Origin of the sequence: Erwinia sp. LJJL01 (assembly GCF_047300805.2) — a bacterium.
Lineage (GTDB): Bacteria > Pseudomonadota > Gammaproteobacteria > Enterobacterales > Enterobacteriaceae > Erwinia > Erwinia aphidicola.
Genome location: NZ_CP178574.1, coordinates 55,157 through 70,967 on the forward strand (window position 1 = coordinate 55,157; position 15,811 = coordinate 70,967).

Annotated in this window: 15 protein-coding genes and 1 pseudogene; 8 read left to right on the forward strand and 8 right to left on the reverse strand. The window is 55.8% G+C overall.

Features of this window, described 5'->3' with window-relative positions; all coding sequences use genetic code 11:
• The first annotated feature begins 90 nt into the window (after positions 1-90).
• The gene (locus ACLI4M_RS00280; protein WP_133625291.1) at positions 91-1,098 is read left to right on the forward strand and encodes an ROK family protein; all 1,008 of its coding nucleotides are present in this window, start codon (positions 91-93) and stop codon (positions 1,096-1,098) included.
• 187 nt (positions 1,099-1,285) lie between these two features.
• Positions 1,286-2,356, forward strand: a complete 1,071-nt coding sequence (locus ACLI4M_RS00285) for an MFS transporter (protein ID WP_253539778.1) — start codon at positions 1,286-1,288, stop codon at positions 2,354-2,356.
• Between the two features lie 163 nt (positions 2,357-2,519).
• Here the strand turns inward: ACLI4M_RS00285 and ACLI4M_RS00290 are convergent, their stop codons facing one another.
• Together ACLI4M_RS00290 and ACLI4M_RS00295 are read right to left on the reverse strand one after the other, a co-directional pair.
• Positions 2,520-3,080: a GNAT family N-acetyltransferase gene (locus ACLI4M_RS00290; protein ID WP_133625290.1), complete on the reverse strand. Its 561-nt coding sequence runs from the start codon at positions 3,078-3,080 to the stop codon at positions 2,520-2,522.
• Between the two features lie 121 nt (positions 3,081-3,201).
• Complete coding sequence (locus tag ACLI4M_RS00295) at positions 3,202-4,158, reverse strand: MBL fold metallo-hydrolase (protein WP_133625289.1); 957 nt, start codon at positions 4,156-4,158, stop codon at positions 3,202-3,204.
• An 81-nt stretch (positions 4,159-4,239) separates the two neighbouring features.
• On the opposite strand from ACLI4M_RS00295, the gene ACLI4M_RS00300 reads away from it, so the two are divergent.
• The gene (locus tag ACLI4M_RS00300; RefSeq protein ID WP_133625288.1) at positions 4,240-5,160 is read left to right on the forward strand and encodes a LysR family transcriptional regulator; all 921 of its coding nucleotides are present in this window, start codon (positions 4,240-4,242) and stop codon (positions 5,158-5,160) included.
• A 2-nt stretch (positions 5,161-5,162) separates the two neighbouring features.
• Here the strand turns inward: ACLI4M_RS00300 and ACLI4M_RS00305 are convergent, their stop codons facing one another.
• The 3 genes and pseudogenes from ACLI4M_RS00305 to ACLI4M_RS00315 form a co-directional block, all read right to left on the reverse strand.
• Positions 5,163-5,750, reverse strand: a complete 588-nt coding sequence (locus ACLI4M_RS00305) for a hypothetical protein (RefSeq protein WP_099754504.1) — start codon at positions 5,748-5,750, stop codon at positions 5,163-5,165.
• 96 nt (positions 5,751-5,846) lie between these two features.
• A pseudogene (locus tag ACLI4M_RS00310) lies at positions 5,847-5,993 on the reverse strand (PLP-dependent aminotransferase family protein); the annotation flags it as partial.
• Between the two features lie 63 nt (positions 5,994-6,056).
• Complete coding sequence (locus tag ACLI4M_RS00315; RefSeq protein ID WP_133625287.1) at positions 6,057-8,096, reverse strand: choline transporter; 2,040 nt, start codon at positions 8,094-8,096, stop codon at positions 6,057-6,059.
• Between the two features lie 589 nt (positions 8,097-8,685).
• Here ACLI4M_RS00315 and zigA point away from each other — a divergent pair.
• Positions 8,686-9,900 (forward strand): zinc metallochaperone GTPase ZigA, encoded by a 1,215-nt coding sequence (gene zigA / locus ACLI4M_RS00320; RefSeq protein WP_133625286.1) that lies wholly within the window; start codon positions 8,686-8,688, stop codon positions 9,898-9,900.
• Positions 9,901-9,919: 19 nt separating this feature from the next.
• Here the strand turns inward: zigA and ACLI4M_RS00325 are convergent, their stop codons facing one another.
• Positions 9,920-10,327, reverse strand: a complete 408-nt coding sequence (locus ACLI4M_RS00325; RefSeq protein ID WP_133625285.1) for an Exc2 family lipoprotein — start codon at positions 10,325-10,327, stop codon at positions 9,920-9,922.
• 175 nt (positions 10,328-10,502) lie between these two features.
• Here ACLI4M_RS00325 and ACLI4M_RS00330 point away from each other — a divergent pair, with 175 nt between their 5' ends.
• Positions 10,503-10,790: a VF530 family DNA-binding protein gene (locus tag ACLI4M_RS00330; protein ID WP_133625284.1), complete on the forward strand. Its 288-nt coding sequence runs from the start codon at positions 10,503-10,505 to the stop codon at positions 10,788-10,790.
• Positions 10,791-10,971: 181 nt separating this feature from the next.
• Here ACLI4M_RS00330 and ACLI4M_RS00335 read toward each other — a convergent pair whose 3' ends face one another.
• Complete coding sequence (locus ACLI4M_RS00335) at positions 10,972-12,237, reverse strand: type II toxin-antitoxin system HipA family toxin (RefSeq protein ID WP_133625283.1); 1,266 nt, start codon at positions 12,235-12,237, stop codon at positions 10,972-10,974.
• The gene (locus tag ACLI4M_RS00340; protein WP_180276774.1) at positions 12,227-12,547 is read right to left on the reverse strand and encodes a helix-turn-helix domain-containing protein; all 321 of its coding nucleotides are present in this window, start codon (positions 12,545-12,547) and stop codon (positions 12,227-12,229) included. The genes ACLI4M_RS00335 and ACLI4M_RS00340 overlap by 11 nt, the downstream gene beginning before the upstream one ends.
• Positions 12,548-12,926: 379 nt before the next feature.
• On the opposite strand from ACLI4M_RS00340, the gene ACLI4M_RS00345 reads away from it, so the two are divergent.
• The 3 genes from ACLI4M_RS00345 to ACLI4M_RS00355 are packed head-to-tail and all read left to right on the forward strand — an operon-like array spanning position 12,927 to position 15,797.
• Entirely contained in the window at positions 12,927-14,327 is a 1,401-nt protein-coding gene (locus tag ACLI4M_RS00345; protein ID WP_166643231.1) for an ATP-binding protein, read from the forward strand.
• Complete coding sequence (locus ACLI4M_RS00350) at positions 14,314-14,970, forward strand: winged helix-turn-helix domain-containing protein (RefSeq protein WP_208864925.1); 657 nt, start codon at positions 14,314-14,316, stop codon at positions 14,968-14,970. Before ACLI4M_RS00345 ends, ACLI4M_RS00350 begins: the two co-directional genes overlap by 14 nt.
• Positions 14,970-15,797, forward strand: coding sequence for a DUF2861 family protein (locus tag ACLI4M_RS00355; protein WP_133625281.1), 828 nt, complete (start codon positions 14,970-14,972; stop codon positions 15,795-15,797). Before ACLI4M_RS00350 ends, ACLI4M_RS00355 begins: the two co-directional genes overlap by 1 nt.
• Positions 15,798-15,811 lie beyond the last annotated feature (14 nt).

Below are 15,811 nucleotides of genomic sequence, written 5' to 3' on the forward strand. Positions count from 1 at the left end.
GACTGACGGGTGCGACGCCTTAGCGGGTTGGGCAGCCAGCGGCATTTTTATGATAAATTACGCTACTTTTTCGGCATGCAATGAGGCGAGATGAATATTCCGGTAACCCATACCACCCGTGAAATGAAGAAGAATAATATTGCGCTGGTGACCACGACTCTCAAGGCGTTGGGTACTGCGACCAAGGGCGATCTTGCGCTGCAGACCGGCCTGAGCAGTGCTACCTGCGGTGCAATACTTAATGAGCTGAGTCTGACGGGTGAGCTGCTGGCGCTGGAGCTGGAAGCCTCGCGCGGCGGGCGACCTGCTCAGCGTTACGCCTGCAATCCTGAATTTTTCTCGTTGCTCAGCCTGTATGCCGCAGGCAGCGATGAGGATGCGCAGCTGGTCTGGTCCCTCAGCTCTGCCGTAGGCGACACGCTCGCAGGCGGTGAGATGCCGTTTCATCCCCTCACGCCTGAAACCTTCCATCAGCTGATTGATACATTGCTGCGGCGCTGGCCCAACATCGCGGCTATCGGTATCGGTTTGCCGGGCGTGGTTGTTGATGGGGTGGTCACCTCGTGTGATATTTCACTCTTTAGCGGTCTGGCGATAGTGAAAGACGTGGCGATGCGCACGGGCCGCTTTGTCGAAGCGGGCAACGATATCAATTTTACCGTCTGGGGTTTTTATCGCAGCGACTGTGCGGGTGTCAGTGCCCCGGTTGCTTATATCTATAAGCCGGATGTTCCCTGTACCGGCTGTGGAATGGTGATCAACGGGCAGGTGTTGCACGGTGCCAATGATTTCGCCGGGGAAGTGTCCCGACTGCCGTTTCAAACCGATGCCGGGTTACCGCTTATTGATGAGATGGCGAAAATTGTCATTTCGCTGGCCGCGCTGATTAACCCGGTCAAGGTGGCACTCGGCGGTACACGTCTAAAAGCTTCTCATTTGCCTGAAATACGCGAGCGCTGTCTGGCCAATATTCCTGCACAGCACCTGCCAAAATTGGTTTATCGTGAAGAAATTCGCCAAGATTATCTGCAGGGTATCAGTGAACTGACGCTGAAAAACTTCCTGCACTACCGTTTGTTTACCTCGCCCACGACCTGATTATTATCCGGCGAACGTATTGACTTCGTCGACTCTGCCAATATACTGCCTACTTATTAAAAGTCTTTTAATAAGTAACTTTCAATGAGGAGCGCTGCCTTTGTCACTTCAAGATACCGTAACTTTTGACGCCAGTCCGGCCAGGCGCTTTGGCACGCGGGCGATATTTTTTGTCACCGGTATGGCGATGGGATTATGGGCCGCGCTGGTGCCATACGCCCAGCAGCGCACGCACGCGGACCCCGGCGATCTTGGATTGCTTCTGCTGTGCCTTGGGGCCGGGTCGCTTATCGCTATGCTGGGTTCCGGGCGCGTTATTGGTGCGCTGGGTTGCCGTAAGGTGATTAGTGGATCGGTAGTATTGTATTGCCTGATGCTGCCTCTGCTGGCAACGCTCGGCGACATTCGCCTGCTGGCGCTGAGCCTGTTTATCTTTGGCATGGGCATCGGACTGGCTGACGTTGCCGTCAACGTTCAGGGGACGTTGGTGGAACAGGCGGCGGGCAAGCCTTTAATGTCCGGTTTTCACTGTTTATGGAGTGTCGGAGGGATAGCTGGCGCCGGTGGCGGTGCGCTGATGCTCGATGCAGGAATGTCGCCGCTGTTCAGTAGCTGGGGCGCGATAATGCTGATCGCACTGGTCTTCACGTTTGCCTTTCGCGGATTGCTGACCTCATCGGGTAATGAACAGCAGCCGCAGGAAGGTGGAGCGGGGCGGCCCAACCTGCGCTTGATGCTAATGGCCGTCATGGCAATGATCTGCTTTATGGCTGAGGGCGCTATTCTTGACTGGGGTGGAATTTTTATTACTCAGGATCGGGGTATGGCACTGCAGCATGCCGGATGGGGATTCGCCGCCTTTGCCATTGCTATGTCCCTGATGCGCATGCTGGGTGACGCCGTGGTGAGCGTGCTGGGGCGCAAGAGAATATTAATTATCGGTGGCGGCCTGGGGATTGCAGGGTATCTGATCGCCGTACTGCTGCCGGGCTGGCCGATGACGCTGTTAGGCTTTGCACTCGTGGGGGTTGGCGCGGCAAACATTGTCCCGGTATTGATAACTCTGGCCGGGCAGGAGAAAAGCATGCCGGTCAACCGCTCGGTGGCGATGGTGGCGACGCTGGGCTATTTCGGCGTGCTTGGCGGCCCGGCACTGATCGGCTGGATTGCGCATCTTGCCGATCTTTATGTGGCATTTATGGTGGTTGCCGCGGCTTTTCTGCTTATCGTAATCGGCGCTTTTCGCCTGAAATATTAGGCGGTGGCAGTGATATGGGGGCACACGCCCCCATCAACTTGGTGGTCCGTTGATTTGCTGAGCGCTTCCCTAAGAGCAATCTACTGGCTCAGCATGTCGATTTTTGCCGCACCAGGCTCAGGCATCGCTGTTTGTGTCATCGCCCTGATAGCTGACTGGCTGTTTATGCCGTCAGCGAGTTTTCAATAAAGTCGTGTACATACTCTTTGATTTTGGCTTGCTGGTAGCGCCGCTGATCGAGCACGCGCGTCAGATAGACCAGTTCAACGCCCAGTGGATTGATGGCGCGGTGGAAAGGCTGATAGCCACGGCGTAGATAGAGTTGAGTCAGCCACGGGTGCTTAATCGCCGTTGCCAGATAGACGGCGGGCGATTTCAGAGTGTCGCGCAGTAAGCTCTCTTCGACATAGCGAATAATCCGGCTGCCGTAACCCTGCCCTTTGTAATCAGGTTCGACGGCGAACCAGTGCAGAAAAGGCCACGGTGCCAGCTGCGTATTATCCTGCGTCCAGGGAAAGCGCACGGTCAGCGTGGCGACTCGCTGGCCATCGCGCTCCAACACAAAGGTTGATTCACTGGCGATCACGGCAGCCACGTCGGCGACCGTGCTGCGGGATACGGTGAAGTTGATCCCCTGCGCAACCAGCGGAGTATAAGCACGCTGTAACAGCCCGTGCAGCCACTCTGCCTCTTCCGGCTTAGCTAAACGAATACGCTCGGTCATGATCGTCCCCCCTGAATACGTTAAGGTGGGACAATTATTAACAGCATGCGCGATCGCTTGGAAAGATGAAGATCTGATAACCATACGCGGTGAGCATCTTTATCCCTCGCGCTGCTGCCGATCAGCGGGCGAGCTGCGTGGTGTAATTTGCCGCGACCCATCGGTAACCACTGCCGTCGCTTTTAACATGGCCAAAGCCCGGGAACGCGATATGCGCCGCCGCCACCCAGTAACCCTCCTGTGCCGCCTGTTTTAACACCCGCTCACGGGTTTTTATCGCCTGCTGCTGATCAACGTCGAAGTGGATTGCTACATGTGGGTCCGGCATCTGCACCGCTTTGGCGTGAATGATATCGCCCCATAACACCAGCGTCTGTCCTTCACTCTCCACCCGATACATCACGCTGCCCGGCGTATGGCCAGCCGTTGAGGTGGCCTTAATCCCGGCAAATACCGTTGCCGGTGCGGTAAAGGGCTTCAGTCGTCCTGCCTTGATAACCGGGCGAATGGTCTGCTCAGATTCAGCGAAGGTGTGCTTCTGGCTGGCTTCTACCTTCTCGGCATTCGCCGGGTTGAGCCAGAAATCGACATCTTTCTGCTCGACGAACACCTGAGCGTTGGGGAAGGCGGGTTTGCCCTGGCGGGAGATACCGCCGGAGTGGTCGGCATGAATATGCGTCAACAGCACCGCATCGATGGTTTCCGCCGGATAGCCCGCGGCAGCCAGATTATCCAGCAGGTGCCCGCCGTTGTGGCCAAACAGATCGCCCGCACCGGCATCAACCAGCACCCGCTGCTGGCCGTTATCAATCACAAAGGCATTGATTGAGGTTTCAGCCTGCGGCGTCATGGCATCGTTCGCCAGCTGTTGGCGCAGCTTATCGGTGGAAATGTGGGTCAGCAGCTTATCCAGCGGGATCGTCACCGTGCCGTCGGAGACGGCAGTGATGCGCAGCTTGCCCAGCATCATGCGGTAATAGCCCGGTGCTTGCGCATCCAGTGGGGTTAACGGTGCAGCAGCTGCCAGCGAGTTTGCGGAGATGGCCAGGGTGGTCAGCAGAGTTAACAAAAGTTTCATTAAATCCTCGATAAGTTCTGTTATTTCAGTGAAGGCAACAGTATCCTGCGGCTATAAACATCATTCAAATTGATTAAAATAATGAGCACTATCAGGGAAAATGATTTAAATCGGGTCGACCTGAACCTCTTGACCGTGCTGCTGGTACTGCATCGCGAGGGAAGTGTTTCACGCGCCGCCAGCAAGTTACACCTCGGCCAGCCCGCGGTCAGCGGAGCGCTGGCAAGGTTGCGCGAGATGTTTGACGACCCGCTGTTTGTGCGCACGGCAAGGGGAATGGCGCCGACGCCGCGCGCGCAAGCGCTGGTGACTGCGTTACTGCCGATGATGGAGCAGATGCAGCAGGTGATATTTCAGGTGCCGGGCTTTTCTCCCGCTGAAGATCGGCATACCTTTCGTCTGGGGATGAGTGACTGGGTAGAGCGTTGGTTGATGCCGGGGATGATGGCGGATATCGCCCAAACGGCACCCGGTATCCGCCTGCAGGTCACGGCAACCGATCCGTTCCAGGATGGCGAACAGGTGCAGCAGGATAAGGTCGATGTGGCGATCTCGGTCGCTGAACGGGCCCCCGCTGGCGTGGTACACGAAAGGGTGACGCAGATGGGATTTTGCACGCTGTGGAATCCGCTCCAGTTAGCACTCACTTCGCCGATAAGCCTTGATCAATATAGTGCTAATGACCATCTTCTCGTCTCCTATCGTGGCGCCAGCAGTAGCCCGGTAGACCAGCTTTTGGCGGACTGCGGGCGCAAAAGAAGAGTGCGCTACGTCACGCCGAACTTCTCGTCTTTACCGCTGTTGCTGAAGCAGATGCCGGCACTGGCTACGGTACCGCAGGGGCTGGCAGCCGGATGGGTAGCGGATTACGGGCTGCTATGTGCTGACGTCCCCCTCAAGGTTCCGGCCTTCACACTCTCTTTGCTGTGGAACAAACGGCGCGACAACGATGAGGCGCTGCGCTGGCTGCTGAAGAAACTGCGCGCTTGCATGCTGGGCTGAGGTTAGCCCCACTGCAGCATGCCCAGTTTGTCCTGCAGCTCCGTTAAGTCCTGGCAGCCGAGTTTGAGCATAATGCTGTCACTGCCCGGCACTACGGCGCGTTGGCTGTTCTTCTCACAAGCCAGGTTTTCCAGCAGCCGGAACTCTTCCGGCGTTAAGGTTCTGCCATCAGCGGAGAGATATTCCCAGATCATCGCCTGCGAAGAGCTGTTGAATTTATTACCGCTGTCGCTGGCGAAGATGCAGGATGCCAGCTGTGTGAAGCTGTCACTTTTCAGCACCAGATTGCAGTGGGGAACGTGACGTACCACAAAACGCATCAGTACCGGGTCGGTAAAATGGGTGAAGAGGATCAGGCGCACATCCGGCCAGCGGCAGGTCAGATGCGTCAGATAGTCAATGCAGCTGAAAAGCGTGTCATCCACGGTCGCCAGCTCGGCAATCACTACGTGGACAGGTTGACCTTGCAGCGTGCTTTCCAGTTCTGCCAAATTAGAACAGGAAAAGGTGCGGATATCCCGGGTACTAAAGTAATCCGTGACACCTTTGCAGCTGAAGGTATCGCTGTCGAGAATGGCAATATTAAACATGGCAATGGCTCCCTGACTGCTCTCTCCTTATTAAAGCCCGAAGCCATGCGGGGAAACATCATCCCTTACTGATATTGTTGTAAGAAGTCTCTTACGTTATCTCATGGCCTGCTGCAAAACGTGAAAAACACGCTCATCGCTGAGGTGTGCCACGTTAAAACGCAGAAAATCTCCAGCCGTTTGAGAAATGCTGAACACATTGCCGGGTGCCAGCACGACGCCCTGCAGGCGACAGCGCCGGGCGCGAAGCGGTGACAGAATGAAAAAACCAGGCCGAAGCCTGGTTTTGATGGGTGCCTGAGGGAGTTATGCCTCCGGGAACGGCATGGTGTTGCCCGGCGCTTCACGGTGAATGTGCAGGAAGGTCATATGACGCTCGTACTGGTCGAGAATGTCATTGATGATCTGCTCACGGGTGTAGTCCATCAGGTCATTGCCCTGGGTGCCCTCCAGCAGGAAGGTTTCGAGGCGGAAGTAATCGGACTTGCCGCTGCGGGCGCGATAAGTAAACGCCGGAACCGAGTAACGCTGCGGCCAGATCTGATACAGGAAGCTCTGCTCCTCACCCAGATTCACCAGCAGCTCCAGGTGATTCAGGCGTTCATCTTCCAGCGGCGGCATCTCGGTGACCTGCACTTTCGCGCCCCGGCGTTCCAGCTCGCGCCCCACTTCTTCCATCGCCGGGCGACAGACTTCGTCCAGCATCTTGCGGGTATGCGTGGTGCCCGGATAGTTCATCACGCGTGAAATACGCTGCTTCCAGTTCAGACGATCATCGCGCGAGACCGGCACCGGCGGCGTATTTACCGTGGCGCTGGCGCGGCGGTGATCCTCCACGCGCAGGGATTTATATAGCCCGGCCATCACAAAGAAGATCACAAAGCTGAACGGCAGGCCCATGATAACCGTGGTTTTTTGCAGCGCGGTCACGCCATTAACCATCAGCATACCCAGCGTAAGTACCCCGATCGCCAGCGACCAGAAGATGCGCAGCCAGTTTGGCGCATCATTATTGATGTCTGCCAGGCGAGAGGTGAAGTTACCCAGCACCAGCGAGCCGGAGTCCGCTGAGGTGACGTAGAACAGCAGGCCGGTGATGGTGGCGACAGAGGCGCTGAAGGTAAAGGCCGGGTACTGCGCCAGCAGGCTGTAGAAGCCGCGCTCCGGGTGCGCCATCGTTTCCTGGGCGAACGCCAGATTGCCGTGAATGATCTCATACAGTGCGCTGTTGCCAAAAATTGACAGCCACAGCAGGGTGAAGATAAACGGAATGGTCAGCGTCCCCAGCACGAACTGGCGAATGGTACGGCCGCGGGAAATACGCGCAAGGAACAGGCCGACGAACGGTGACCAGGCAACCCACCACGCCCAGAAGAACAGCGTCCAGTTATTCATCCACTCGGTCGGGCGATCGAAGGCAAAGCTGTTCAGCGTCATGCCCATAAAACGGTTGATGTAGTCACCAACGTTCAGCACCAGCGCATTCAGCAGGAAGCTGGTATCGCCAACAAACAGCACAAACAGGATCAGGCCAAAGGCCAGCAGTACGTTCAGCTCAGAAAGGAAACGGATCCCTTTGTTGACGCCGGAGGTAACGGAAATGGTCGCCATAATCACCGACAGTACAATCAGCCCGGCCTGCGCCGTCAGTCCTTCTGGCACGTCGAACAGCACCTTGAGGCCATAATTGAGCTGCACAACGCCAATGCCAAGTGTGGTGGCGATACCGAAAATGGTCCCCAGCACGGCGGCAATATCCACCGTATGACCAATCGGACCGTTAATGCGCTTGCCAAAAATGGGGTAGAGCGCAGAGCGGATGGTCAGCGGCAGGCCATAGCGATAGCTGAAGTAACCCAGCGCGATCCCCATCAGGGCATACATCGACCAGCCAGTCAGACCGTAGTGGAACAGCGTCCAGACCATCGCCTGACGCGCCGCTTCCATCGTCTGGCCCTGACCTTCCGGAGGCATCATATATTGCGTGACGGGTTCCGCGACCGAGAAGAACATCAGGTCAATGCCTATCCCGGCGGCAAACAGCATTGCCGCCCAGCTCATCAGGCTGAACTCGGGCTTCGACTGCTCCGGCCCGAGCTTGATCGAGCCAAAGCGTGAACAGGCCATAAACAGCACGAAGACGATGTAAACCGTGGCTGCCAGCAGGTAATACCAGCCAAAGGTATTCGATACCCAGTCAAGGGTGAGATTGATCCAGCGATCGGATAAATCGGTGAAGAAAATAGTGGTCAGGGAAAATAGCAGGATGAGGACGGCTGAGGTGTAAAACACCACCGGATTAATACGATCTTTTTGAGGTTTTGCAGGTATTTCGATTGACGGCATAATGTCTCCGCAAACAGTGACCAGAAAAATAACCTGAAGTCCGCTCTGCGAAGCGCGCATTAGCGCATACTGGGTAAAATCCGCCGTATATCCGCTAATTACACTGGGAGAACTCTCAGGTGATGAGTGGTGTAACTTTCTGATTTTATTGTTTTAGTTTTTCTGCAATTGGCCCCCTGACGGTAAGTTTTGGGTAAATTTGAGCACCGATGATAAGTTTTATTGATTGAGCATTCAATTAAAAAAAACTTTAGCGTCTCATTTTTGGCTATTTTTCGGCAGAAAATCGGCAAGTCTGGGCGATATTTTTCCGTTCAGTCTGGTGATTTATCGTCGTCAATTTCCTGCCTTCACTCCGTTTATTCTTTATGAGAATTAACTTATAACCACGTTAATATTGCGGTTATATCCTCGTGTCTATTTTTAATGAATTTTATCATCAAGCTTCAATCCGGTCCCACAAGCAATAAAGCCGAAGAGGATAATGACAAAACATATTGTTATGTTATAACATATCAAAAATAAATGGTGTGCCGTCAGTTTTCACACTGTCTTTATCGCGGTTTTATCAGTCTGTAAGGATGTTCCAATGTCAAATATCAATCTTGCGGCGGACAGCCGTTTGCCGGTCACCGTTCTCTCCGGCTTCCTGGGTGCGGGTAAAACCACGCTGTTAAATCACATCCTTAATAATCGTGAAGGGCGCCGCGTAGCCGTGATCGTCAACGATATGTCGGAAGTGAACATTGACGCTGCGCTGGTGCGTGATGGCGGCGCTGAACTGTCGCGCACCGATGAAAAGCTGGTTGAAATGAGTAACGGCTGTATCTGCTGCACGCTGCGCGAAGACCTGCTGCTGGAAATTAACCGCCTGGCGCGGGAAGGGCGTTTTGACCAACTGGTGATTGAGTCCACTGGGATCTCCGAACCGCTGCCGGTGGCGGAAACCTTCACTTTCGAGGATGAGAGTGGGGAAAGCCTTTCCGCCGTAGCGCGGCTCGATACCATGGTCACGGTGGTCGATTGCTATAACTTCCTGCACGACTACGAGTCATGTGACAGCATTCAATCGCGCGGAGAATCGCTGGGCGAGGGCGATGAGCGCACGGTTGTCGATCTGCTGATTGAACAGATCGAGTTCTGCGACGTGCTGGTGCTGAATAAAACCGACCTGATTGATGCCGAACAGTGTGAACGGCTGTTTGCCATTCTGCGCAGCCTGAACCCCCGGGCGCTGATAGAAACGGCGAGTTTTGGTGCTGTCCCGTTGGAGCGCGTGCTGAACACCGGTCTGTTTAACTTCGCCGATGCCGCGCAGGCGCCGGGATGGATGCAGGAGTTGCGCGGCAGCCACGTACCGGAAACCGAAGAGTATGGCATCAGCCATTTTGTCTGGCGAGCGCGCCGTCCGTTCCATCCTCAGCGCTTCTGGGCATTATTCAGCAATACGCTGCCGGGCGTGGTGCGTTCGAAAGGCTATTTCTGGCTGGCTTCTCGTCCGGCTTTTGCCGGTAACTGGTCACAGGCCGGAGGCGTTTCGCGTCAGGGACTGGCAGGAAGTTGGTGGGTCAGCGTGCCGCGCGAACGCTGGCCACAGGATGAGGAGTCGCTGTTGGAAATAATGCGTAACTGGCAGGACGGCATCGGCGATGCGCGCCAGGAGCTGGTGTTTATTGGTATGGAAATGGATGAAGAGTGGCTTCGACAGCAGCTGGACAGCGCATTATTGAGCCATGCTGAGATGGCTGCCGGTCCGCAGGCGTGGGTCGGAATGGCCGACCCGGTTCCGGAGTGGTTTAACTGACTTGCTGCCAGGGATGGCATCAACGCCCGGCAAAACCATCAAGGTAAGCGCCAGAGGCTTCAGTAATGAAAATGTGAACTCTTCTTTTACCTGCCGGAGAGGTGATGGTCTGGTTCACGAACGTCTCCTGTTTTTGCAGCCTGTTCAGTGCTTCATCGTGATACATCGCCGCCGCTTTTTTCTCGGCCTCGCTGCGGCTCACTCCTGCCTGACGATCTTTCGCCCCCATGTCGTAGAACTGAGCAAATACCGGTGTCATGGCTTTGATGGTATCGGACGTTTTGGTGTAGAAGTTCGGATCGAAATCCTTCTTCGTTTTGAACACATAACTTTTGGCATGAGCTTGCGGACTGGGAAGGTGATTGTTGCAGCCGGATAAGAACGGGAACAATGAAGCGACAATCATGGCGATGAGTGTACGAGGCATAACATTTCCTTTTGAGGGTGTAACATCCTGTTTATAAAACTGTTGCACTGCTGATTCTGACGCAAAATTTCCTCCAGATACAGTTATTTTCACCTGCTGCTATGATGGCGGAGATTGCATAACGCCTTTACGCTCAGTATGGTGTGCGCAATTTTCTGACAGAACCGGAATGACCATGACCACTCACTCTTCAAAAGATCCTCTGCACGGCGTCACGCTGGAAGCGCTGGTCACCGCGCTGGTTGAGCGATATGGCTGGGAAGAACTGGCGCAGCGCATCAGGATCAACTGCTTCAAAAGCGACCCGAGCATCAAATCCAGCCTGAAATTTTTACGCCGCACGCCTTGGGCGCGCCAGGAAGTGGAAGCGCTCTACATCGCCACGATAAGTGAGCCTGAAGCCAGTGAGGAATCTCAGGATAACGATCCCTGGGCCAACGCGAAAAATCGCCCCCGTTCGTAATCAAGCCTCGTAAATACATGAAAGGGCTCTCCTGTCTCCTATTTTGTGACATCCGCACTGTAGGAAGACCACCTCAGCATGGGCACCAGCGCTGCTGCGTGAGCAGGTTGCGACCTGGACTGACGATCGCTGGCTTGCACCTGAGATTGCCAAAGCAGCCCTGCTGATGAAAACGCAGTCGCTAGCGGCCTAACCGTTTAATGTTGTCATCCATCCGCGCCTGCAGGGTACGCAACGTTTCCCCGGTGATTTGGCCGGGGAACATATCGCCAGCCTTCAGCGCAAAGCCCGCTGCCACATCACAGCACTTCGCAATAATATTACCCGCCTGCTGCGAACTCAGCTCGGCTTCCTGCTCAGCAAGCGCCAGGAGATGTTCACGGCCAATCTGTAACGCTTCGCCCATTACGTCCATTTGATGATAACCACCCGGTCCCTCGCACCAGGTGACATCGTAGGCCGGTGCCAGCTGCCACTGGCCGTTGTGCGTCATGGTGTAAGCAAAATTTTTCGGATGATCGTCGCGGTTATTGAACACGATATTGAACACGACGCGCTCAAAAGCCAGGGCTTTCTGGCGTACGTCATTGGTACACAGCTGTGTTGCACGCAGGAAGCTGGTGTAATCCAGCGCGCCGGGTACTTGATAATTGGCCCCGGTGTAGGCCGCAAGGCTCTGCATCGGCACCCGCAATCCGTTTTGGCGGTCAAACCGTTTTGAGGCAAACGCCGCCTGACCATTGGGCAAAGAGAAATAAGCGGTGTCAGGCGTATCGATCTGACACTCGCGCAGGCACTGTGCATACACCGCCTCGATCGCGCACACTTCAGGATGTTCCTGGCGGGCGGGAAATTTAATCAGCCAGGCCTCCAGTTGTGCAGAGGCGGCAGTGGTGAAATGGCCGCTGGCCGGATCGCGGTACAGTAGCGCTTTCGGCCTCGCACCCTGAGGCGACCCGCCCATCTGGAGTAGCCGCTGCAGAAATGCGCCACCTTCGCCGTCCAGAACTTCCTGAACCTCCGTCGCCAGCTTCGACAGCGTAATATCCTGCGCCAGGGCAGCAGCTTCCGATTGTGAAGGTTCAAACGACATTGCCCCCATCGCATTGCTACCGATGTAAGTCAGCCGTTCAAGCGGGCCAATGCGCGCTGCATTCAGCCCGCGCTGGCGAAACAGGCGATCCATTAGCAGCATGCCCCAACCATCGGGCAGCGCATCGTAAACCGGGCCGGGTAAGCCAAGCTGATGCGCGGGGAAATCTCTGCGCAGCCGCGGCCCTTTTAGCGCCAGGCGGAGCGACGAAAGCTCCAGTCCGCGCCGCGCCGCCTCTTCGCTGTATTCAAACATGATCAGCGGGCGACCGGTTAACGCGATCGATGACACCAGCGTTCCCCACTGCCATCGTTCATCCCAGCCCTCGTAGTAAACATCGACTTTACTGACCATGGGTTGAACTCCTTTTTACGCGCTGGCGTGCAGTACTCTTCTCGTAACGCAGAAGATCGTCGATGCTGTCGATCTGAGGCATAAACAGCGCCTCCAGCTCTTTCCCGCGCCCAAGCACCATCGCCACCCGTACCAGATTTTCAAACCCCACGTTGCGCCCGGCTTCGAGGTTTGACACCGTATTGACGCCAATCCCCGCCCGCGACGCGACGTCGGCCTGCGTCATCTGCTGCGTCAGGCGCTCTTTGCGTAGCCGCTCGCAGAGCAGCTTAACAACTTCGCCGGGTTTACTAAGGGTTAAATCCATCATAATAATGCTTATCTTTAAAATATGAGGTTAATACACGTTATTATAGAGTTAAGTAGTAATTGTGGCAAAGCGATTAAATCCATAATCATGGGGTTAAACAGCTTAATATCGATACAAACTATGAAATTATGGAGTTAGTCGGTTGGCGAAAGCTGTTTTACAGGGAATGGTGCAGTTTATCAGGTGCGCGGTAAAAGCCCGTTCTTCAAGGAGGGGATGATGTCAATTCGCTGGTTGATTAAGCGCATTGGCGGCGGGTGAGCAGAAATAGTAGCCTGCCCATTTCCATGACCGAACTCGCGTTATTAACAATATCTTGTTTATCATGGACCGTTTTTTTGTTAGTTATCTGCGCCTCAGCGATCGGTGGAGAGTGCGCATGGAACGAAGCAAGATGCTGTCGCTGCTGACAGTCTGTTCACTGTTGATCGCCGCCTGTGCGCCGCTGCCGCTTTCTCAGTCTGCCGACCAGTTTTTCTCCGCGCTCGAACAGGCTCCGGCTAGCATAGCGATCCCGCTCAGCACGCTGCAGCAGCTGGACCCGTTGCTATTACGCCCTTCTTCACTTTATCCCGACTTTGACGACTTGCCATTACCGGTATTGTCGGCGTTGTACCATTATCAGCAGCGCTGTACCGGGTCACTTCGTGAGGTACCCAGGGCGAGCCGTCAGCTGGCGCTGGCATTGTGTCATGACACGCTGCTTACGGCTGACTGGTTTGCCGCACATCCCGTCTCTCCGCTCGGAGGAAGCAACGCCTGGTACTACTTGCAGCGCCACCCTGAGCAGCGTGCGGCGCTGGAAAAGGTGCTACACGTGCGGGAAAGACCGCAGGCGCTGGGAGGCATTGGCCTGCTATCTGATGAGAACCTTGATGCGCTGGCAAGTGGGCAGGGCTGGCTGATGCAGAACGGCACGCTGTGGCGATTACATCATCAACAGTGGCTTCTATACGCGCCCCAGGTCTGGCAGCCGCTAGCCAGACGCGCAGGAATAATATTACTTGCTGCTGGCGGACGTTGTGATATTGCCCTGAGCACGCTTTGCATCATACCAGGCGTTGAGAGCAGCGCAGCCTGGCGATCGTTACTGACCGGTGCGGCAATCATGGCGTCTGTATCCCTGATCTGGTTTGCCTGGCAGCGGCGACGTTTGCAGCAGCGGCATCGCTTTATCCTGCAGATGCTGACGCATGAACTGCGCACGCCCATCGCCCGCCTGGGCAACGTGGTGGAAGATTTTCGTCGTGATTTCGACACTCTGCCGCTGCCTGCACAGTCCGGTTTTGCCGCGCTGGCGGATTGCGTGCAGCGCATGCGGCAGATGGCTGAAGCCAGCGAGCACTATCTGACTGGTGACAGTCGGCGGAAGGTGCTGGAGGCCCCCACCGCGCTGTTACTGAGCGAATGGCTTAGCCATATAACGGGATGCTGGCCCGGGCTGACGTTTTGCCTCGCCAGCGATCGCCGGGTCGCACTGCCAATATATTGGGTCACCCTGTGTCTGAATAACCTGTTGGATAATGCTTTTTGCCACGGACGCGCCCCGGTTCGTCTGAGCGCAGAGTGGGATAAAGGGCGGCTCACTCTGCGGGTGACGGATTCAGGTTCACTGCAGTCACCGCGTTTACCCCACCTGGGGCGGTCTCTTTCAGCGCAGTCCGGGATGGGCCTCGGACTGGCGATTGTCAGACGCATTATCTGGCGACTTAAGGGGCGCCTGACGCTCAGCGGGCCACCTACCACCTTCACTCTGGAGCTGCCTTGTGACAAGCAATAATACGCTGTTGCTGATAGAGGACGATCTTGCACTGGGTGAGGGGTTGACCTCCTTCCTGCGGCAGGAAGGGTTTATCTGCCACTGGACGCGCGAAACAGCAGCGGTATCGCACCTGTGGAATCTGGCCGGGCTGGTTATCCTCGACCGGCAGTTATCCGACGGTGACAGCCTGCGTTTTCTCCCGCGATGGCTGGCAAAAAAAGCGCTGCCGGTGATTGTGCTGACCGCTCGCGCCAGTATTGATGACCGGGTTGATGGCCTAGAAGCCGGGGCCCGTGACTATCTGACTAAACCTTTTGCGCATGTCGAACTGCTGGCGCGCATTCGTGCCCAGCTGCGTACATTGGGCGAGGGGCAGCTGACGGTCGGGGAACTTCAGCTTTTCCCATCAAGGCAGGCCGTGATTTGGCGAAAAAGAGAGGTCACCCTGACGGCAACGGAATTTTCACTCCTGTCAACGCTGGTGCATATGACCGGACGGGTGTTTACCCGTGACGAACTGCTGAATCAGGTCTGGGGCTACCAAAGTTTTCCCTCGACCCGCACCGTGGATACCCATATTTTACAGCTGCGGCAGAAGCTGCCGGATATCGCTATCAGCAGCGTGCGTGGCGTCGGTTATCGTCTGGAAAAACTGCCTTGATGCGTCCGTTTCTAACGTTTATCGCCGGGCTGCTTCTCCCCACTGGAATCGCAGCCGTCACGCTGCCCGCCACGCCGCTGACACCGCTCTATCACGCGCTTCTCACTAAGCGCAGCGATCTGGCCTGGCAACAGCTGCTTATCAGCTGGCCTCAGATGAGTAGTGCGGCGCAGCGTGATGCATGGCTACAGGCGCTGGATGCATTGATCACAGTTCAGTGTGGCAATGACCTGCCGGTAGCAATCCCGGACTGGCTGGATCACCCTTCGTTGTCGCTGATCCAGCGCGATATGCCCCTCAACCGTATTTACCGGGTGCAGCTGAGTGGGAACAGCCCGTCTCGTCAGTTACGTGTCGTGCTCTCTTCCCCGGACGGCAGGGATTTAATGGCGGGAGCTGAGCAAGAATATCACGGCAGTGATGGGTTCAGCATTCAAAGCCAGGACCTGAATAAACCGTTAGCCGCCGGTATCTATCTGCTGACGGTGCGTTCCGGCAGTGAAATGTGGCAGCAGCCGCTGGCTTTACAGGGCAGCAACCGTCTTAACTGGATACAGCTTCAGCAGGGAAAGATTAAGCTGCATCCCCCGACAGTAGCGGCTGCCTGCCCTGCTCCCTGGCTGGAGCAGGCACTGTTAAGGCGCGATAGCTTTGCGCAGGTAGCGTGGCATCGCAGCGATGACCTCCAGCTACATAACTGGCCGCCGCGTGATGATGCAGAAAATTTATGGGGCACTGCTTCCGTGATCCGCGTGGAAGCGCGGGGCGGGCTCACGCTGCGTTTTGAACACCGCATGGCCGGACCGCTACTCACGCTGAAAAACTGAGGGCGCGGGCATAT